This window comes from Myxococcus sp. CA051A, from assembly GCF_013336705.1.
Classification (GTDB): Bacteria; Myxococcota; Myxococcia; order Myxococcales; family Myxococcaceae; genus Myxococcus; species Myxococcus llanfairpwllgwyngyllgogerychwyrndrobwllllantysiliogogogochensis.
The window spans coordinates 26,235-47,333 of record NZ_JABUMS010000009.1 but is presented as its reverse complement, the minus strand read 5'-3'; the positions used below and the strand labels follow the sequence as shown (position 1 = coordinate 47,333).

Annotated in this window: 3 protein-coding genes (1 of these 3 cut by a window edge); all 3 read left to right on the top strand. The window is 70.8% G+C overall.

Annotation, left to right across the window (positions count from 1 at the left end; translation table 11 throughout):
• Positions 1-113 precede the first annotated feature (113 nt).
• Tightly spaced (at most 4 nt apart), the 3 genes in view from HUA74_RS25125 to HUA74_RS25115 form a layout consistent with a single transcriptional unit that may run on beyond the window.
• Positions 114-5,447: a non-ribosomal peptide synthetase gene (locus tag HUA74_RS25125; protein ID WP_174456590.1), complete on the top strand. Its 5,334-nt coding sequence runs from the start codon at positions 114-116 to the stop codon at positions 5,445-5,447.
• 4 nt (positions 5,448-5,451) lie between these two features.
• Positions 5,452-16,851, top strand: coding sequence for a non-ribosomal peptide synthetase/type I polyketide synthase (locus tag HUA74_RS25120; RefSeq protein WP_174456589.1), 11,400 nt, complete (start codon positions 5,452-5,454; stop codon positions 16,849-16,851).
• Positions 16,848-21,099 carry the start of a non-ribosomal peptide synthase/polyketide synthase gene (locus HUA74_RS25115; protein WP_174456588.1) on the top strand. It continues 13,904 nt past the right edge of the window, so the window shows 4,252 of its 18,156 coding nt (coding positions 1-4,252); it begins with the start codon at positions 16,848-16,850; the stop codon falls past the right edge of the window. Before HUA74_RS25120 ends, HUA74_RS25115 begins: the two co-directional genes overlap by 4 nt.

The following is a 21,099-nucleotide window of genomic DNA, read 5'->3' as shown; positions in this document are numbered from 1 at the left end:
CCAGGGGGCGTCGGTCGGTGCAGCAAGGTCAACGCCCCCCGGGTTCACGGGACGCGTGTGTGCCGGGCTGAAACGGCTTCCGTCCTCCTGAAAATCCCCCCGGGACACTCGACATGCACTTGCCGACTCGCGCTGCCCCCGCCTCCGCGTTCGTTCGTCCCGAGAACGCTACCCTCGTCGACGTGTGCCGTGCCCGGGCGGTGTCTCAGCCCACCGACTCCATCTTCACGTTTGTCGACGAAGAGGGGGAGCACACCGTCACCTATGCTGAACTGGATGCGCAGGTGCGCGCGGTGGCGGCGCGGCTCCAGCAAGAGATGGCGCCAGGAGACCGGGCGCTGCTCATGTACTCGCCAGGGCGCGAGTACGTGGTGGGCTTCCTCGCGTGTCTGTATGCGGGCGTGGTGGCGGTGCCCGCATATCCGCCGGATGTGATGCGACTGGGTCGCACGCTGCCCCGGCTCCAGGCGCTGGTGGCGGACTGCGGCGCGCGTGTGGCGCTCACCACGTCCGGAATCTCGGAGCTGGTAGGGCCGCTCACCGAAGGACTGGAAGACCTGCGGGCGCTGCGCTGGTTGTCGACGGACACGGTTCCTCTCGGTGAGGCCGCGTCGTGGCGCGAGGCGGGCGTGCGCGACGACACGGTGGCGTTCCTCCAGTACACGTCGGGCTCCACCGGCTCGCCACGCGGCGTGGTGCTGGCGCACCGCCAGTTGATGCACAACTGCGAGCTCATCTCCCGAGGGTTCGACGCGAAGCCGGACCCGAGGTTCGTCTCGTGGCTCCCGCCGTACCACGACATGGGGCTGATTGGCGGCATCGTCCATCCTCTGTTCCGGGACATGCATGCGTCGCTGATGGCGCCCTTGTTCTTCCTCCAGCGGCCCATGCGGTGGTTGGAGATCATCTCGCGCCACGGCGGCACGGTGAGTGGCGGGCCCAACTTCGCGTTCGACTTGTGCGTGCGCAAGAGCACGCCGGAGGAGCGGGCCGCGCTGGACCTCAGTCGCTGGGAGGTGGCGTTCTGTGGCGCGGAGCCGGTGCGCGCGGAGACGATGGACCGTTTCGCGGAGGCCTTCGCGCCCGCGGGCTTTCGCCGCCACGCGCTCTATCCCTGTTACGGCCTGGCGGAGGGGACGCTCATCGTCACGGGCCGCCAGCGCGTCGCGGAGCGTCCGGTGGAGTTGGTGGTGAAGAGCTTCTCGCGCGAGGGCCTGGAGCGGGGCGAGGCGCGAGCACCGGAGCACGCCGACGCCGGAGCAGTCCTCGTGGGCAGCGGCGAGGTGCTGGGCGCGCAGGAGCTGCGCGTGGTGGACCCCCAGACGCGCGAGCCGAAGGCCCCGGGCCAGGTGGGCGAGCTGTGGGTGCGCGGGCCCAGCATCGCGGAGGGTTACTGGCAGCGCCCCGAGGAGACGGAGCGTGACTTCCGGGGCCGCCTCGCGGGGACGGGCGAGGGGCCCTTCCTGCGCACGGGAGACCTGGGCATCGTCGAGGGCGGCGAGGTCTTCGTCACGGGCCGCTTGAAGGACGTGCTCATCCTGCGCGGGCGCAACCTCTACCCGCAGGACCTGGAGTTGACGGTGGAGCGCGGCCACCCGGCCCTGCGTCCGGGGTGTGGCGTCGCGTTCTCGGTGGAGGCGGAAGGGGAGGAGCGGCTCGTCATCGTCCAGGAGGTCTCCGGGAAGGCGGCCGAAGGGGGCATCATCGACGAGGCGCTCGCGCGCATCCGCGCCACGCTCGTCGAGGAGCACGGCGTGGCCGCGCACGCGGTGGTGCTCATCACGTCGGGCAGCCTGCCCAAGACGTCCAGCGGCAAGGTGCAGCGGCGCGTGACGAAGCAGGCGTTCCTCACCGACGGCCTGGAGGTCGTGAAGGAGTGGCGGGAGAGCCGCGCGGACGTGCTCGCGCGGGACGAGGTGGCGAGCGTGTCCGAGGCGCTGACTTCAGGAGACGTGTTCTCGTGGCTCGCGAGCGAGGTGGCGCACCGGCTGGGTGTCTCCGCGAGCTCGCTGGATGCCGATGCGCCGCTCACGCAGTACGGCCTGGACTCGCTGCGCGGGCTGGATGTGATGCACGCGGTGCAAGAGACGTGGCGCGTGTCGCTGCCCCCGACGTTGTTGCTGCAAGGGCCGAGTCTGCGTGACGTGACGGCGTGGGTGGAGCGCTCGCGGAGCTCGGTGGTGGAGTCGTCCACTCCAGCGGTGTCGGAGGACGCGACGCCGCATGTCTCGGACGGTCAGCGCGCGCTCTGGTTCCTCCAGCGCATGGCGCCAGGAAGCACCGCGTACCACATCGCGCGCGCGATGCGCCTCGCTCCGGACGTGGACCTCGGGGTTCTGGAGCGCGCGTTCTCGGTGCTCATCACCCGCCATCCTGCCCTCGCGTGCGCCTTCCCCGAGGAGCGCGGCGAGCCCGTGCTGCGTCCCGCCGCCGCGCCCGCCCTGGAGCGCGAGTCGGCCGAAGGGTGGGCGGAAGGGGCCTTGCGCGAGCGGTTGGAGGTGGAGACCCACCGTCCCTTCGACCTGGAGCGCGGGCCCATGATGCGCATGCGCGTCTTCACCGACGTCGCGGGTGGACCGGTGCTGCTGCTCGTGTTCCACCACCTCATCACCGACTTCTGGTCGTTGGAGGTGATGGCCGAGGAACTGGGCCTCCTCTACACGTCCGGTTTCCAAGGCGTGGCTCCGACGCTGCCGCCACCTCCGGCTCGCGTCGCGCCCATCCTCCGCGCGCAGGAGGCGCTGTATTCCGGTTCACGAGGCGACGGGCTCCAGGCGTGGTGGCGTGAGCAACTGAGCGGAGAGCTGCCGGTGTTGGAGTTGCCCACTTCGCGTCCACGGCCTCGGCTCCAGTCCTTCCGAGGCGCGGCCGTGACTTTCCGAGTGGAGGCGGAGACCGCCTCTCGCCTGGTGTCGCTGGCGAGCGCGCGCGGTGCCACGCCCTTCATGGTGCTCCTGTCCGGCTACCTCGCCTTCCTGCGCCGCTACACGGGACATGAAGACCTGCTGGTGGGGACGCCGACGGCGGGTCGGGCACGCGCGGATCTGGCTCGACAGGTGGGCTACTTCGTCAACCCCGTGGCCCTGCGCGCCACCGTGACGAAAGGGTTGTCGTTCTCCGCGCTGCTGGCGGAGGTGCGCGGCACGGTGCTGTCCGCGCTGGAGCGGCAGGAGCTGCCCTTCGCTCGGCTCGTCGAGCGGCTCCAGCCTCGGAGGGATGCGTCGCGCGCGCCCGTCTTCCAGACGATGTTCGTGCTGCACTCCGGGCGTCCGGGTCGTGAAGCCCTCGCGCCCTTCGCGCTCGGAGGCGAGGGGACGCGGGTCCGGCTGGGGGCGCTGGAGCTGGAGTCCGTACCGCTGCGCAATCAGGCCTCGGCCTTCGACCTGACGTTGTCGATGGCGGAGTCGCGCGGTGGCTTCGCGGCCAGCCTGGAGTACTGCACCGACCTCTTCGATGCCGAAGTCGTGGAGCGCATGGCCCGTCATCTGGGCGCGCTGTTGGACGCGGCATCGCGGACACCCGACGTGCCGGTGCTCGACCTGCCGGTGCTGGATGAGGAAGAGCGGGGCGCGGCGCTGGCCACCGGCCGAAGGCGCGCGATGTCCGAAGCCCCCCCGATGACCGGTCTGCACGAGGCCTTCGAATCCTGGGTGGCGAAGACGCCGGAGGCCGTGGCCCTGGTCGCGGGCACGTCGCGGTGGACCTATCGCGAGGTGAATGACTGGTCGGACCGTGTCGCCGCGAGGCTGCGCTGTCAGGGCGTCGGTCCGGAGTGCCGTGTTGGTGTGCAGATGGAGCGCGGGGGCCCCGAGGCGCTCATCGCGTTCCTCGCGGTGTTGAAGGCCGGTGGAACGGTGGTGCCGTTCGACGCGGGCTACCCGTCGGAGCGAGTCTCGTGGATGTTGAGCGACGCCGGGGCGCGCTGGCTGCTCGTCCAAGAGCGGCTCGCACGGCGGCTGACCCTGCCCGAAGCCGTGACGACGCTGCTCTGGGAGGAGCACGGAGCCCGGGACACACGTGACGGGGAGTCGCCGTTCGAAGCACGGGCGCTGCCCTCGTCGGACTGCACGGCGTACATCATCTACACCTCCGGAAGCACCGGCCGTCCGAAGGGCGTGATGATCTCTCACTGGAGCGCCCTGCAGTTGGTCGAGACGATTCGACAGGGCTTCGCGTTGGCCCCCGGAGCACGCGTGCTCCAGTTCGCGTCACCGGCCTTCGACGTCTCCGTCTGGGAATACATCCAGGGCCTGATGACGGGTGCGACGCTGGTCCTGCCTCCTCCTGGCGAAGTGCTCGCGGGTGAGGCGCTGCACCGCGTGCTGCGAGAAGAACGCATCACCCTCGTGACGCTCCCTCCCTCCGCCTGCACGTTGCTGCCGGAGACACCGCTTCCCGACCTGAAGACGCTCGTCTCCGCGGGCGAGCACTGTCCGGAAGACCTGGTGACCCGCTTCGCTCCTGGGCGGGTGATGCTGAACGCCTATGGGCCTACCGAAGTCACGGTCTGCTCGGCGTGGTCCACGTGCGTGGTCGGAACCGGGGCGCCGGACATCGGTCCGCCCTTGCCGCATGTCGATGCCTACGTGCTCGACGAGGCCCTGCGGCCCGTTCCTCCTGGGGTGACGGGGGAGTTGTTCCTGGGAGGACCGGCCGTCGCACGCGGCTACGAAGGGCGCCCGGACCTGACGGCGGAGCGCTTCGTCCCGGACCCGTATGGCCCACGGCCCGGGGCGCGCCTGTATCGCACCGGGGACCTGGCGCGCTGGCGTCCCTCTGGCCACATCGACTTGCTGGGCCGCGTGGATGCGCAGGTGAAGCTGCGCGGGTTCCGCATCGAGCCGGGCGAGGTGGAGGTGGCCCTGCGCGAGCTGGCGGGAATGCGGCAGGCCCATGTCCGTGTGTGGCGCCCGCCTGCGGGTGGAGAGCCTCGGCTGGTCGCGTACGTGGTGCCCCCGGAAGGCGGGATGCCGACGCCGGGAGAGGTGCGAGCGAGCCTTCGCGCGCGCCTGCCCGAACACCTGATTCCCGCGGACCTCGTCACCCTGGAGGCACTGCCGTTGTTGTCCAGCGGCAAGGTGGACACGCGGGCCCTGCCGGCTCCGACGCGAGCGGCGCCCTCGGAAGGTGCTCCGCGCACACCCTTGGAGCAGACGTTGGTCCAGGCATGGGCGGAGACGCTCGGGTATCCGACGGTGAGCGTCCACGCCCACTTCTTCGATGACCTGGGCGGCAGCTCGCTGTCGGCGGTGCGCGCGTGCGCGCGGCTGCGCGAGGTGCTCGGGCGGGACGTTCCCGTCACCCATTTCTTCGAGCATCCCACCGTCCATGCGCTGGCGCGGAGGCTGTCCTCCGAGTCGGAGCCAGGGACGCAGACGGTAAAGCATCAGGAGCGTGCGGAGGCCCGTCGTCAGGCCCTCCAGCGTCGCGGCGGAAGGAATACCTGAGAACATGGCGGACCAGGACCTGACGGGCGGAAGTGGCAACGACATCGCGATCATCGGCATGTCCGGGCGGTTCCCCGGCGCGGCGAATGTGCGGGACTTCTGGCGCAATCTGCTCGACGGCGTGGAGTCGGTCTCCCGCCTGTCGCCGGAGGCGCTGGAGACTTCGCCGCTGGTGCCCGAAGCGCTGCGGAGACACCCGGACTTCGTGCCCGTGGCCGGAGTGATGGAGGGGGCGGACACCTTCGACGCCGACTTCTTCGACGTGCCCCCACGCGAGGCGTTGTGGATGGACCCGCAGCAGCGGGTGTTCCTGGAGTGCGCCTGGGCCGCGCTCGAGGATGCGGCCTATGACCCGACTCGCTACTCGGGGAAGATCTCCCTGTACGCGGGCGCGGCCCCTTCGCTGCACACGTTGGGCATGTTGGGACAGGGGCAACTGGACCCGGCCTCGCTGTACGAGGTGATGGGCACGTCCGGCGAGAACCTGGCCACCAAGGCCTCCTTCAAGCTGAAGCTGCGTGGCGAGAGCCTCGCCGTCTACACGGCATGTTCCACGGGCCTGGTCGCGGTCCACATGGCCTGTCAAAGCCTGCTGCTGCGCCAGTCCGACATCGCGCTGGCGGGCGCGGTGCGTATCTCCCTGCCGCAGCGCACGGGGTATCTCTTCCAGGAGGGGATGATTCTCTCCCCCGACGGACACTGTCGTGCCTTCGACGCGCGCGCGGCCGGCACGGTGCCGGGCAATGGCGTCGCGGCGGTGGTGCTCAAGCCGCTGGCGGATGCGCTGCGGGATGGAGACCACATCCATGCGGTCATCCGAGGCTCCGCGCTGAACAACGATGGTGGCCTGAAGGTGGGTTACACGGCGCCCAGCGTGGAAGGGCAGGCGGATGTCATCGGCGAGGCGCTCGCCTATGCGGGACTGACCGCGGACGACATCGGCTACGTCGAGGCGCACGGCACTGGCACCGCGCTGGGAGACCCCATCGAGGTCGCGGCGCTGACCCGCGCCTTCCGGCGGGACACGGACCGCAAGGGCTTCTGCGCCCTGGGCTCCGTGAAGACGAACATCGGCCACCTCGATACGGCGGCCGGACTCGTGGGGCTCATCAAGACGGCCCTGGTGCTCTCCGAGGAGGTGATGCCTCCCACGCTCCACTTCACGTCGCCCAACCCCGCCATCGACTTCGCGAGCAGCCCGTTCTCCGTCGTCGCGGAGAAGCGCGCCTGGCCGCGCGGAGACGTGCCCCGGCGCGCGGGCGTGAGTTCGTTCGGCATTGGCGGCACCAACGCGCATGCGGTGCTGGAGGAGGCGCCGAAGAAGGAAGCCTCGGGCCCGAGCGCTCGGCCCGCGCAGCTCATCACCCTGTCCGCGCGCACCGCACAGGCGCTCTCCGCGTCGGTGCGTGAGCTGGCGGAGTGGCTGGAGACGGCCCCTGGGAACATGTCGCTCGCGGACGTGGCCTTCACGCGCAACGTGGGGCGCGGTGGCTTCGAGCATCGGCTCGCGGTGGTGGCTGGGGACCGGGCGGAGCTGCTCGCGCGGCTGCGGACTCCCAGCAACGGACGCGTGTTGGAGGATGTGGCGGCGGCGCGCGAGCGGCGCGTGGCCTTCCTGTTTCCGGGGCAGGGCGCGCAGTCGCTGGGGATGGGGCGCGAGCTGTACGGCGCGGAGCCGCTCTTCCGCGAAACGGTGGACACCTGTCTGCGAGAACTGGGGCCCTCGCTGGAGCAGGTGCTGCGAGACGTGCTGCTTCCGGGCCCGGGCGCGGAGGCCGCGGCACGCGAGGCGCTGGGAGACCCGCGCCATGCGCTGCCCGCGCTGTTCTGCGTGGAGTACGCGCTGGCGAAGCTCTGGGAGTCGTGGGGCATCCAGCCGGGAGCGCTGCTGGGACACAGCTTCGGCGAGTACACGGCGGCGTGCCTCGCGGGCGTCCTGCCGTTGGAGGACGCGCTGACGCTGGTGGTGGCGCGCGGTCGGCTGATGTCGAAGCTGCCCCCGGGAAGCATGACGGCGGTGGGCTGCGCGGAGGAGGAGGTGCGCCCGTTGCTGACGGGAGCCCTCGCCCTGGCGGCGGTGAACGGGCCCGAGCGGTGCGTGGTGTCGGGACCGACGGCGGAGGTCGAGGCCCTGGAGCGGGAGCTGGTGGCTCGAGGCGTCGGCGTGCTGCGCCTGCCCGCCGGGCACGCCTTCCATTCGGAGGCCGTGGAGCCGCTGCGAGAGGAGCTGTCGCGCGTGGTGGCGGGCCTGCGGCTCTCCGCGCCCCGGGTGCCGTATGTCTCCAGCGTCACGGGCACGTGGATTCGTCCGGAGGAGGCGACGGACCCCGCGTACTGGGCACGTCAGATGCGGGCCCCGGTGCGCTTCGGGGAGGGACTGGAGACGCTGAAGGAGGGCGGCTTCACGCTCTTCCTGGAGGTGGGACCGGACCAGGCGCTCACGGCGCTGGCGCGACTGGGACTGCGCGGACACGGAGGGCGAGTGGTGGCCTCGCTGCCTCGGGCCGACTCGAAGGTGGGGGAGTACGGCGTGCTCATGGCGGCCCTGGGCGCGCTGTGGGAGTCCGGGCTCGAGCCCGACTGGAAGCGGGTCTACGCGAACGAGCAACGCCACAGGGTGTCGCTGCCCACGTATCCGTTCCAGCGTCGGCGCTTCGCGCTGGATGCGCCCAAGGTGCTCGCGACGACGACTGCGGCCACCGTGGCTCACGCGCTCGACACCAGCGGCGCGGAGTCACCCGAGGTGATGGACGTCCCCGCGGACAAGGCGGGCCCGCGAACGGATGTGGAGCGGGGCGTGCTCGGCATCTGGCGCGAGCGGTTGGGGCGCTCGGATTTTGGCATCCACGACGACTTCCTGGAGCTGGGTGGAAACTCGCTGATGGCGGCACAGATGCTCACGCGGCTGCGTGAAGCCTTCCCCGTCCAGCTTCCGCTCAGTGATTTGTTCGAGGCGCCCACCGTGGCGGGCCTGGCCGCGCGAATCCAGACGCGACTGGGGACCGAGGGACTGTCCGCGAAGGACGGTGTCCTGCCGCCGCTCGTGCGGGTTCCTCGGGATGGGGTGCTGCCTTTGTCGGTGGTGCAGGAGCGGGTCTGCGCGCTGGAGCAGGCGCTCCCAGGCAATCCCGCGCTGAACATGTCCGTGGCCCTGCGCCTGACGGGCGTGCTCGACGTGTCGGTGCTGCGGCGAAGCCTGGAGGAGGTGGTCCGGCGTCACGAAGCCCTGCGCACGTCGTATCCGCTCGTGGACGGTCGGATGGTGCAGCGAGTCTCTTCGGAGGCGCGCGTTCCCCTGGTCATCGACTCCCTCGATGAGATGGCGGAGGAGGCGCGCGAAGCGGAGTGGCGACGGCGGGTCTTCGCGGAGATGTCCCAGCCGTTCGACGTCGCCCACGGGCCGGTGGTTCGCGCGCGACTGTTGAAGCTCTCGGCGCGGGAGCACCTGCTCGTCATCTCGGTCCATCACGTGGTTTGCGACACGTGGTCCCTGGTGGTGTTCAGCTCGGAGCTGGGCGCGCTGTACGGCGCCTTCAAGCGAGGGGAGTCGTCGCCGCTTCCGGAGCTGGCGATTCAGTACATCGACTATGCGGCCTGGCAGCGGAAGTTCCTGGAGTCGGGGGCCTCCACCGCGCAGGCGGCGACGTGGCGTGAGCGGTTGGCGGGCATGCCCGGGCCGCTGGACCTGCCCGTGGACCTGCCGCCTGGCGTGGGGCCCGCGCTCAGCGGAGTCCGACGCGGCGTCGGCTTCTCGGCGTCGTTGACGAGCGGCATCCACGCCCTGGCGCGGCGAGAGGGCGTCACGGCCTTCATGGTGTTGCTCGCGTCCTGGCAGGCGCTGCTGGCGCGATGGGCGGGCCGCGACGACATCATCGTGGGCACGCCCATTGGCAATCGGAATCGTCCGGAGCTCGAGCCGTTGATTGGCTACGTCGCGCATGCGGTGCCCCTGCGCACGGACCTGTCGGGTGACCCGACGTTCCGTGAGCTGCTCGGGCGCGTGCGCGATGTCACGCTGGACGCGTACGCGCAGCCGGACGTCCCCTACGAGCATCTCATCCGGGAGGTGGAGCCCACGCGGAACCCGGGCCGCGAGCGCGTGTTCGATGCGCTCTTCGTCCTGCATCCCCGGTTCGATGCGGTCCTGGATGCTCCGGATCTGCGGATGCAGTTGGTGGAAGTCGAGGAGGGGCCGCCGCGGTTCGGCGCGGTGCTGTCGCCGTTGTCCGTGTCGATGGGTGAGGATGCTGGCGGTTTCGCGGGCACGCTCGACTACGCGGTGGAGCGGTTCGCGCCCGAGACCATCGACCGGCTGCTGTCGCACTGGACGGTATTGCTCACCTCCGCGCTCGCGGACCCGGGGCAACCGCTGTCCGGACTGCGTCTGGAGGCCGAGGGCCAGGAGGCGCTCGCGCGCGTCTCGCCCGCTGACTTGTCGGCGCCGCCGAGCACGGTCTCCGCGTTGCTGGAGTCTCGTGCCACGCGGGCTCCGGATGCGGTGGCTGTGTCGACGGAGGGCCAAGGTGACTTCACGTGGCGCGCACTGCGCGCGGAGTCGCGCCGGCTTGCGTCCGAGCTGCGTGCGAAGGGCGTGGGCCCCGAGGTGCTGGTCGCGCTCTGTCTTGAACCGTCCGTGGAGCGCGTGGTGGCGCTCTGGGCGGTCCTGGAGGCGGGCGGCGGCTACGTGCTCCTCTCCACCCCCCAGCTCAGGGAACTCGCGGCCCTCGCGCCTGCTGGTGGCCCACCGCCCTTGTTGCTGACGCACGAGCGGTTGCACACGAGCGTGCCGTTGGACCCGGCTCGGGTCATCTCCGTCCGCGCGCTCTCCACGCTGGCGGTGGAGGGAGGCCTTACGTTGGATGCCTCCGCCTCGCGAGGCTCAATGGAGTCCTCGGCTGAGACCCTGGTCTGCCTGGAGTCGCTGGTTGGACCGACGGGAGCGCGACTGCGTGCCATGCACACGGTGCGCACGGTGGATGCGCTGTTCCGGCGCCTCGACTCGAATGCCGAGGTGAAGGAGGGGACCTGGCTGTCGGCGGAAGAGGCGGGGGCGCCGGGGACGGGACTGGAGTTGCTGTGGGCGCTGACGCGAGGCCTGCGCGTGGTGCTGCCGTCGGAGCGTGCCCGCCTCGTGCTGGCCACTTCGAGCGGAGCGGGCACACGGCCTGGGCCCGACTTCAGCCTGTCGTTCTTCGCCAACGACGAGGACTCGCTGGGGGGACGCAAGTACCGCTTGCTGATGGAGGCGGCGAAGTACGCCGACGCGCAGGGCTTCTCGGCGGTGTGGACCCCCGAGCGGCACTTTCATTCCTTCGGAGGGCTCTACCCCCGCCCCGCTGTCGTCGGCGCGGGCGTGGCCACGGTGACGGAGCGGCTGGGGATTCGCGCGGGCAGCGTGGTGCTCCCGCTGCATGACCCCATCCTCGTCGCGGAGGAGTGGTCGGTGCTGGACAACCTGTCCAACGGCCGCGTGGGTGTGTCGTTCGCATCGGGCTGGCATGCGAATGACTTCGTCTTCGCGCCGGACCGGTACGCGCGGCGCAAGGAGGTCATGTTCAAGGGCATCGAGGAGGTGCGCACGCTGTGGCGTGGCGGCTCGGTGCTTCGGCGCAACGGCGCGGGTGACGAGGTGGAGGTGTTCCTCCGTCCACGTCCCGTCCAGAAGGAACTTCCGTTCTGGCTCACGGCGGCGGGGAGCCCGGACACGTTCCGCATGGCGGGTGAAATGGGGGCGTACGTCCTCACGAACTTGATGGGGCAGAACCTGGAGGACCTGTCGTCGAAGGTGGCCCTCTATCGCGAGGCCTGGCGGCAACACGGTCATCCAGGGCGGGGACACGTGAGCCTCATGCTCCACGCATTCCTGGGCGAGGACGAGGCCGAGGTCCGCCGCCGCGTGCGCAAGCCGCTGCTCGAATACTTCCGCAGCTCCGTGGACATCCTTCAGGCCTTCGTGGCCAGCCTGGGCCTCAAGGGAGACTTCCGCTCGCTGACTCCGGGGGACATGGATGCCCTGCTGGAGCACGGGCTGACGCGCTACGTGGAGGATGGGGGCCTCTTCGGAACCCCGGACACGTGCGGGCCGGTGGTGGAGCGCGTGAAGCGCCTGGATGTGGATGAAGTGGCCTGCCTCGTGGACTTCGGCGTGGAGGTGGAGGCGACGCTCGACTCGCTCCAGCAGTTGGATGTGCTGCGGCGGCGACATGCGCCGCTGTCCGCGTCGCCCGTGCCCACCGTGACGCTCCACGAAGGGCCGAGCGCCGCCGAGGCGTTGTTGTCCCTGGTGCGCCAGACGGGCGCCACGCACCTGCACCTCACGGCGACGCTCGCCAAGGCCCTGTCGGAGCTGCCCTCCGCCGCCGAGGTCCTGCGTCCCGTGCGGCGCGTCTTGCTGGAGGAGGCGAAGGGAGAGGTCGCGGACGCGCTGTCGCGTGCGCTGCCGGTCGAGGTGTCGCGCCGGGACCCGCTGCTCGGCCTGGGGGCGTGGACGCGGTCCGGGTCTGCTTCACCTTCGTCGAAGGAGCCCCTGTCCTGGGACGTGGTGGATGCGCGAGGCCGCTCCGTGCCCACGGGTGTGGTGGGCGAGCTGGCGGTGCTGGGCGATCAGGCGCCACGCGGCCTCTGGAATGCTCCGGCGTCCGCCGCGCTCCGGCTGCTTCCGGACGGCGGCGCGGGGCCTCGCCTCGCGATGGGGCGCAGGGCGCGCCGCCACCTGGATGGCTCGTTGGAGTTGCTGCCGCCGCTGCCCGTGTCGTCACGTCGTCCGACCCCGCCCCGCGTCGTGGCGCAGTCGAACGGCGCCGCTCGGCGCGAGGGCCCTCCGCCCATTCCGCATGTCTCCCGGGAGCGCCCGCTGCCGCTCTCGTTCTCGCAGCAACGGCTCTGGTACATGGACCGGTTGGAGCCGGGGAATGTGGCCAACAACAACGCGGTGATGCTCGCGCTGACCGGCACGCTCGACGTGGCCGCGCTCGAGCGCGCGATCAACGAGGTGGTGCGTCGCCACGAGGTCCTCCGGACGACGTTCTCGATGTCCGACGCGGGCGGAGTGCAGCACATCTCCGCGGCGCTCGAAGTGCCCCTGCGGGTCTTCACGATGGATGCAGGGGACGCCCGGGGAGTGGACGGCTGGGCGCGGGACGAGGCGCGCAAGCCCTTCGACCTGGAGACGGGGCCGCTGCTGCGGGCTTCACTCCTGCGCGTCCGCGAGAACGAGGATGTGCTGCTGATCGTCATGCACCACATCGTCTCGGATGGCTGGTCCCTGGGCGTGATGTTCCCTGAGCTGGCGAGCCTCTATGCCGCCTTCCTCGCGGGCCAGCCGTCTCCACTCCCACCCATCACGGTGCAGTACGCGGACTACGCGGCCTGGCAGCTCGAATGGATGCGAGGCCCGGAGCTGGCGGCCGAGCAGGCCTGGTGGAGCGACGTGCTGGCGGACGTCCCCGTGCTCCGGTTGCCCACGGACCGTCCCCGGCCTCCGGTGCAGACCTATCCGGGCGCAAGACTGCCCCTCTCCCTCTCCCGGTCTCTCACGGACGCGCTGGTGTCACTGGGTCGGCGAGAAGGCGCCACGCCGTTCATGGTGTTGATGACCGCGTGGCAGACGCTCCTCCACGCGTACACCGGGCAGCATGACTTCGCGGTGGGCACTCCCGTCGCTGGACGCAACCGACCCGAAATCGAGCCGCTCATCGGCTGCTTCATCAACTCCATCGTGCTGCGCGCGGACCTGTCCGGAGACCCCACCTTCACGGAGCTGCTGGGCCGCGTGCGCCGCGCCTCGCTGGGGGCCTTCGCCCACCAGGAAGTGCCGTTCGAGAAGCTGGTGGACGCGCTCCATGTGGCTCGCGACCTGAGTCACACGCCCATCTTCCAGACGATGCTCGTGCTGCACAACACGCCGCCCATCGAGCTGACCATGGCCGGTCTGCGCTTGAGCAGCCAGGCCGTCCACACGGGGGCCACGAAGCTGGACCTCATGCTGGAGTTGGTGGAGTCGAAGGAGGGGCTGTCCGGAGGCATCGACTACAACACGGACCTCTTCGACGCGGACACCATCCACCGACTCTCGGGGCACCTGCTGCGACTGCTGGAGCAACTGGCCGCGCATCCCGAGCGACGCCTGTCCCAGCTCTCCGTGCTGTTGGAGGATGAGCGTCACCAGCTCCTCGTCGAGTGGGCCACTGCGCCCTCGCGCGAGTCGACGGCGGGCGAGACGGTGACCGCGTGCTTCGCCGCGCGCGCCTCCTCCGACCCCGACGTCGTGGCGGTGGACGACGGCACCCGCCGACTCACCTACCGCGAACTCGATGCGCTGTCCGCGCGCCTCGCTGGAGCGCTGAAGGCGGTGGGCGCGGGCTCGGGGAACATCGTCGCGCTCGCGCTCGCGCAACCGTCCGACGTGGTGGCGGGCCTCCTCGGCATCCTGCGCGCGGGCGCGGCCGTGGTGGTGCTCGACCTGGAGCATCCCTCCGAGCGGCTGTCCGGAATCATCGAGGACACCCAGGCGCACGCGGTGGTGACGTCCGGCGCCTGGCTGGCGCGTGTGCCTTCGCGAGAGGGCATGGCGGTGGTGACCCTGGAGGCCCTCCCGATGGGTGCAAGCGCGCTGCCCTCGGAGCCCCAGCCGCACCAGGCCGCCTGCATCGTCTACACCTCGGGCTCCACCGGCAAGCCGAGGGGGGTGGTGCTGGAGCACCGCCAGCTCGTCTCGGCGACGCGGGCACGACAGCAGGTTTATGGCGCCCCCGGAGTCGTGTTGTCCCTGGCGCCGTTCACCTTCGATGCCTCGCTGGCGGGGTTGCTCTGGTCGCTCTTCGAGGGTGGCACGCTGCGCTACCCGGACGTGGAGGACCGCGAGGACCCGAGGAAGCTGGCGGAGCTGGTGGCCAGGGCTCGCGTGACGCACCTTATCTCCGTGCCGGCTCTCTACGCGGAGGTGCTCGCGGCGGCGCCAGCGGGAGGATTGGTGGGCCTGCGCGCGGTGAGCGTGGGCGGAGAGGCCTGCACGCTCGAACTGGCGCGCGCGCATCACGAGGCCCTGCCGTCGGTGCCGTTGTTCAACGAGTACGGTCCGACGGAGGCGACCATCTGGAGCACGGTGCATCGTGTCCGGCGGGACGAGCAGGGACATGTGCCCATTGGTCGGGCCGTGCCGGGTGCCCAGGTGTACCTGCTGGATGCCCGAGGTGGGCTGGCGCTGCCTGGCGCACCGGGCGAGCTCCACGTGGGTGGCTCCGGCGTGGCGCGAGGGTACCTGGGCCAGCCCGGGCTCACCGCCGAGCGCTTCGTGTTGGACCCCTTCGACACGCGACCGGGCGCGCGCATGTACCGGACGGGAGACATGGCCCGCTGGCGCCGCGATGGGAGCTTGGAGTTCCTGGGCCGCGCGGATGCGCAGGTGAAGGTGCGAGGCTTCCGCATCGAGCCGGGTGAAGTGGAGGCCGCGCTGCTCGCGAATCCCGAGGTGCGGGAGGCGACGGTGGTGGCGAGGGCGGAGGGGAGTGGGCCCCGTCGGCTCGTCGCCTATGTCGTGGCGCGGAGTCCCGGAGAGGTCGAGGCGCTGACCTCGGGCGCGCTGAAGTCGTGGCTGCTCTCCCGCCTGCCGCCCTACATGGTGCCGTCCGCCTTCGTCACGCTTGCCGCGCTGCCTCGTACGCGTCACGGCAAGGTGGACGCGCGCGCGTTGCCGGCACCGGAGGCCCAGCCGTCGAAGGCCTCGAGCGCGGAGGACGCGGTGCCCCGTACGGAGGTGGAGGCGCGCCTCGCGGAGCTGTGGCGGCAGGTCCTCAACGTGGAGCGTGTGGGCATCCACGACGACTTCTTCGAGCTGGGCGGCGACTCCATCCTCGGCTTGCAGATTGTCACCCGTGCGCGGGCGGCGGGTCTGGAGCTGTCTCCGAAGCAGCTCTTCCAGAACCCCACCGTGGCGAGGCTCGCGACGGTGGCGGGAACACGGCTCGCGGTGCAGGCCGAGCAGGGACCCGTGGTGGGCCCGGTGGCGCTCACGCCCATCCAGCACTGGTTCTTCGAGCTGGGGCTGGAGGAGCCGCACCACTGGAACATGTCGCTGATGTTCGAGGCGCGGGCCGCGCTCGACGCGCCGCTGCTGGAGCGCGCGCTGGCGCGGGTCGTCGAGCACCATGACGCCCTGCGGTTGCGTTTCGCCAGGAAGGAGGACGGCTGGCATCAGACGTCCGTGGCGCCGGGCGTGTCGGTGGAGGTGGCGCGCGTGGACCTGTCGACCGTGCCGCCGGAGGCGATGGGGCTCGCGCTGGAGCGGTGCGCCCTGGAGCTTCAACAGTCCCTGCGCCTGGAGGCGTCGCTCGTCCGGGGTGTGTTGCTGGAGCGAGGTCCCGGACGTCCGGCGCTGCTGATGCTGGCGGTCCACCACCTGGCGGTGGACGCGGTGTCCTGGCGAATCCTCCTGGAAGACCTGGCGACGGCCTACGCGGAGCTCGCCGAGGGCGGCGCGGTGCGACTGCCACCGAAGACGACCTCCTTCCAGGTGTGGGCTCGGGGCCTGGAGGCACTGGCACGTTCGGAGAAGCTGCTCGCGGAGCGCGCGTGGTGGCTGGAGCGGCCCTGGTCCGAAGCCGCGCGGCTGCCGAGGGATTTCCCTGCGGGCATCAACACCGAGGCCACGGCTCGCCGGGTACAGGTGTCGCTGGATGCGGAGCAGACGAAGGCGCTGCTGCACGACGTGCCGAAGGCCTGGCACACGCAGCCGCAGGACCCCTTGCTCACCGCGTTGGCGCAGGCCCTGACGGCCTGGACGGGACGGAGCGTCGCGCTGGTGGACGTGGAAGGGCACGGCCGTGAAGAGGTGCTGCCGGGCGCGGATGTCTCCCGCACGGTGGGGTGGTTCACGCGTGTCTTCCCGGCGCTCCTGGACCTCCGCGACGTGCAGGGGCCCGGCGAGGCCTTGCGCGTCGTGAAGGAGTCGCTGCGCGCGGTCCCGTCGCAAGGCATGGGCTGGGGGCTGCTGCGCTACGTGGCGAAGGACGCTTCGTTGGCGGCGCTCCCTGTCGCGGAGCTTGGCTTCAACCATCTGGGACAGGTGGATGGCATCGTCGGTACGGGAGGCCCCTTCGGACTGGCCCCGGAGAGCGACGGGCTGAGGCAGCGCGCGGACAGCGCGCGGCGGCCGTACCTGCTGGATGTGACGAGCGTGGTGCGCGAGGGCCGGCTGGAGGTGACGTGGACCTTCAGCGAGGCGGTGCACCGGCGAGAGACGGTGGTGGGTGTGGCGGAGGACTTCGTGGCGAGACTGTTGGCGCTGGTGGCCGCCTCGCGAGCGCCCGACGCGGGGGGACATTCTCCGTCGGACTTCCCGCTCGCGAAGGTGAAGCAGTCGCAGCTCGACAAACTGGCGGCGCGGTTCGGAAAGAAGACGCGATGAGCGACAACATCGAGGACCTGTACCCGCTGTCGCCTCTGCAGGGCGGCATGCTCTTCCACGCCATCGCGGAGCCAGGAGAGGGGCTCTACTTCAACCAGCTCGTCTGTGAATTGCGGGGACAGCTGGACGTGGACGCCTTCATCCAGGCCTGGCGGGGCGCGGTGGCGGCGCATCCCGCGCTGCGCACGGCGCTCGTCTGGGACGACGTGGACGAGCCGGTGCAGGTGGTGCTGCGAGAGGTGGAGTTGCCCGTGCGCGTCGAGGACTGGCGCGACCTGTCGGCGGACGCCTTCGAGGCCCGACTGTCGACCTTCCTGGAGCAGGACCGGCGTGAGGGGTTCGACCTGTCGCGCGCGCCGTTGATTCGACTGACGCTGCTGCGAAGCGCCGCCGATGCGTACCGCTTCGTCTTCAGTCACTCTCACTTGGTGCTGGATGGCTGGTCCGTGCCGCTGGTGGTGCGGGACTTCTTCACGCTGTACGAAGGCTCGCTCGCGGGGCGGTCTCCGAGGCTCGTCTCGCCTCGTCCGTTCAGCGACTACCTGGGGTGGCTGGCCGAGCACGACCTGAAGGACTCGGAGGACTTCTGGCGCCGCGAACTGGCCGGGGTCGATGAACCCACGCCGACGGGCGAGGGGGCGGGGGAGGGCACGGGGCGAATCACGCGCACCCGCCATCTGTCGGAGTCCACCACCGCGGCGCTCAACACCTTCGCGCGTCGACACGGGCTCACGCTGAGCACCCTGGTGCAGGGCGCGTGGGCGCTGGTGCTGGGACAGCTCTCGGGCGCCGAGGACGTTATCTTCGGCACCACGGTCTCCGGTCGTCCTCCGGACCTCGCGGGCGTGGAGGACATGGTCGGGTTGTTCATCAACACCCAGCCCGTGCGAGTGCGCTGGTCCCAGGACCTGACCTGGTCGACGTGGCTGCGTCGCATCCAGGACACGCAGGTGGAGGCGCGCCAGCACGAGCATGCGCCCCTGGTGAAGGTGCAGCGCTGGAGCAACGTCCCCGCGGGCACCTCGCTCTTCGACACGCTGGTCGTCTTCGAGAACTACCCGCTGGATGCCGCGCTCACGTCCTCCGCTCGGGCGCTGGAGGTGCGCGACGTACGGGCCAGGGAGGCGGACCACTTCGGCCTCACGTTGATCTCCACCTCGGGCGCGAAACTTCCGCTGCTCCTTCGCTACGACCAGACCCGCTTCACGCAGGCGTTCGCGGATGCGCGACTGGAGCGGATGGTCCTCGTGCTGGAGGCCATCGCGGCGCGGCCGGAGGGGCGACTGGGGGAGCTGTCCCTGTTGTCCGGCGCGGAGCGGCACCAACTCCTGGTGACCTGGAACGACACCCGCGCGGACTTCCCGGAGCAGGCCACCGTGCATGGCCTCTTCGAGGAGGCGGTGTCGCGCACCCCGGACGCGCTGGCCGTGTCGATGGGAGATGTGCGCTGGAGCTACCGCGAGCTGGACGCGCGGGCGAATCAGCTCGCGCACCACCTGCGCGGCCTGGGCGTCCGGCGAGGAACGCTGGTGGGCCTGTGCTTCCGTCGCTCTCCAGACATGGTCGTGGCGCTGTGGGCCGTCCTGAAGGCCGGGGGCGCGTATGTGCCCATCGACCCGGCCTGGCCGTCGACACGGGTGTCCTTCCTCCTGGAAGACACCGGTGTGCCGGTGGTGCTCACCGAGGAGGTGCTCGCGGACGCGCTGCCGGCGACCTCGCAGTTCCTCCTCTGCCTGGATACGGACTGGGCGCGCACCGCGGGTCGCGAGCCCGTGACGCCGCCAGAGCCACTGGCCGGAGCCGGAGACCTCGCGTACCTCATCTACACGTCTGGAAGCACGGGGCGACCCAAGGGGGTGATGGTCGAGCACCGGGGCGTGGTGAACTACCTGACCTGGGCGCAGCGGGCCTATGGGCTCGCGGAGGGCAGCGGCTCGCCCGTGCACTCGCCGCTGTCGTTTGATTTGACGGTGACGAGCCTGGTGGCGCCGCTGGTCGCGGGGCGGCCGGTGGTGCTGGTGCCGGAAGACGTGGGCATCGAGGGCCTGGGTGAAGCCCTGCGCGCGGGCAACCACTTCAGTCTGGTGAAGCTGACGCCCACCCACCTGCGCATGCTGGCCGCGCAGCTTCGTCCCGAGGAAGCCGCGGGACGCACGCGGGCCTTCGTCATTGGCGGTGAGGCGCTGACGGCCGAGGGCATCGCCTTCTGGCGCGAGCACGCGCCCGACACGCGCCTCATCAACGAGTACGGCCCCACGGAGACGGTGGTGGGCTGCTGCGTGTACACGGTGAGCGCGGCGGACCCGGTGAGTGGTCCGGTGGCCATCGGTCGGCCCATCGCGAACACGCGCCTGTATGTCCTGGATGCGAGCCTGGGCCCGGTGCCGGTGGGCGTGGTGGGAGAGCTGTTCATCGGTGGCTCCGGCGTGGCGAGAGGCTACTGGCGGCGGCCGGAGTTGACGGCGGAGCGCTTCATCCCGGATGCCTTCGGTACGGAGCCGGGGGCGCGGCTGTATCGCACGGGAGACCGCGTGCGCTGGCGCGCGGATGGACGCCTGGAGTACCTGGGCCGCGCGGACTTCCAGGTGAAGGTGCGCGGCTATCGCATCGAGCTGGGCGAGGTCGAGTCCGTGCTGCGGACACACCCCTCGGTGGGCGACGCGGTGGCGGTGGTTCGCGAGGACGTGCCCTCCGGCGCGAGGCTCGTGGCGTATGTGGTGCCCTCCGGCGCACAGCGACCGGAGTCCTCCGCGCTGCGCGAGTTCCTGGAGGAGCGGCTGCCCGAGTACATGGTGCCCGCGGCCTTCGTCGTGTTGGAGGCGTTCCCGCTGTCGGACAACGGGAAGGTGGAGCGGCGAGCCCTGCCGGCACCGGAGCTCACGGTGGTGGAGCGGACCGCCGAGATCGCACCACGTGACGCGAAGGAGGAAGCCCTCGCGAGCATCTGGGCCCAGGTGCTGGGGCGTCCCCAGGTCAGCGTGCACGAGGACTTCTTCGAGCTGGGGGGTGACTCCATCCTCGGCATCCAGGTCATCTCTCGCGCCGCGCAGGCGGGGTTGCACCTGAGCGCGAAGCAGCTCTTCGACCATCCGACGGTGGCGCGGCTGGCCGCGGTGGTGTCCGAGGCACCCAGGGAAGTCATCGCCCAGGGGCCCGTGACGGGTCCGGTGGAGTTGACGCCCATCCAGCGCTGGTTCCTCGCGCGTGAGCTGTCGGGGGCGCACCACTTCAATCAAGCCCTGCGCTTCACGCTGCGCGAGCGGATGGTGGCCGCGCATCTGGACCGAGCCCTCCAACTCGTGCGCGAGCACCACGACGCCCTGCGCCTGCGCTTCACGAGGGACGGGCAGGGCGGCTGGCATCAAGAGCTGATGGGGTTGGAAGGAACCCTGCCGCTGGAGACGGTCGACCTCTCGCGGTGCGCGCCGGGGGCTCGGAGTGCAGAGGTGGAGGCGTACTCGGCGCGGGTCCAGGAGCGCTTGAAGCCCTCCACGGGAGACGTCGCGCGGGCGGTGCTCTTCGACCTGGGGCCGGAGGTGCCCCAGGAGTTGTTGCTCGTCATCCACCACCTGGCCGTGGATGCCGTCTCGTGGCGGGTGCTGCTGGAGGATCTGCTGTCTGCCTACCAGCGGCTTCGCGCGGACGAGCCCGTGCGACTTCCCGCCAAGACGCTGTCCTATCAGTCCTGGGCCTCGCGCCTGGTGGAGCATGCGCGCACGCCGTCCGCGCGGGAGGAGGCGACCTTCTGGCTTGGGCTCCCCTGGGCGCGCGTGGGCTCGCTTCCCCGTGAGGTGGAGGGAGGCGTCGCCAACACGGAGGGTGCTTCGCGTCTGGTGGAGGTGACGCTGGAGCCCGGGGAGACTCAGGTGTTGCTCCAGGACGTGGCGAAGGCGTTCCGCGCGAAGCCGGATGAGCTGTTGCTGGCCGCGCTCGCGCACGTGCTGCGTCGCTGGACGGGGGCATCGTGCGTGCGGGTGGAGATGGAGGGGCACGGGCGCGAGAACCTCTTCGGAGAGGTGGACCTCTCGCGCACGGTGGGCTGGTTCACCAGCCTGTACCCGGTGCTGGTGGAGTCGATGGGGGATGGGCCCGGGGCGTGGGTGCGAGCGGCGAAGGAGGCCGTGCGGCGCACTCCGTCGAAGGGCGTGGGGTTCGGTGTGCTGCGCTACCTGTCGCCGGACCGGGCGCTGCGCGAGCGACTGAGCGCCTTGCCCGTGCCGGAGGTGGGGTTCAACTATCTGGGGCAGT

Coding starts and splice junctions, on each gene's coding strand:
- HUA74_RS25125 (WP_174456590.1), top strand. CDS start 114: ATGCACTTGCCGACTCGCGCTGCCCCCGCCTCCGCGTTCGTTCGTCCC.
- HUA74_RS25120 (WP_174456589.1), top strand. CDS start 5,452: ATGGCGGACCAGGACCTGACGGGCGGAAGTGGCAACGACATCGCGATC.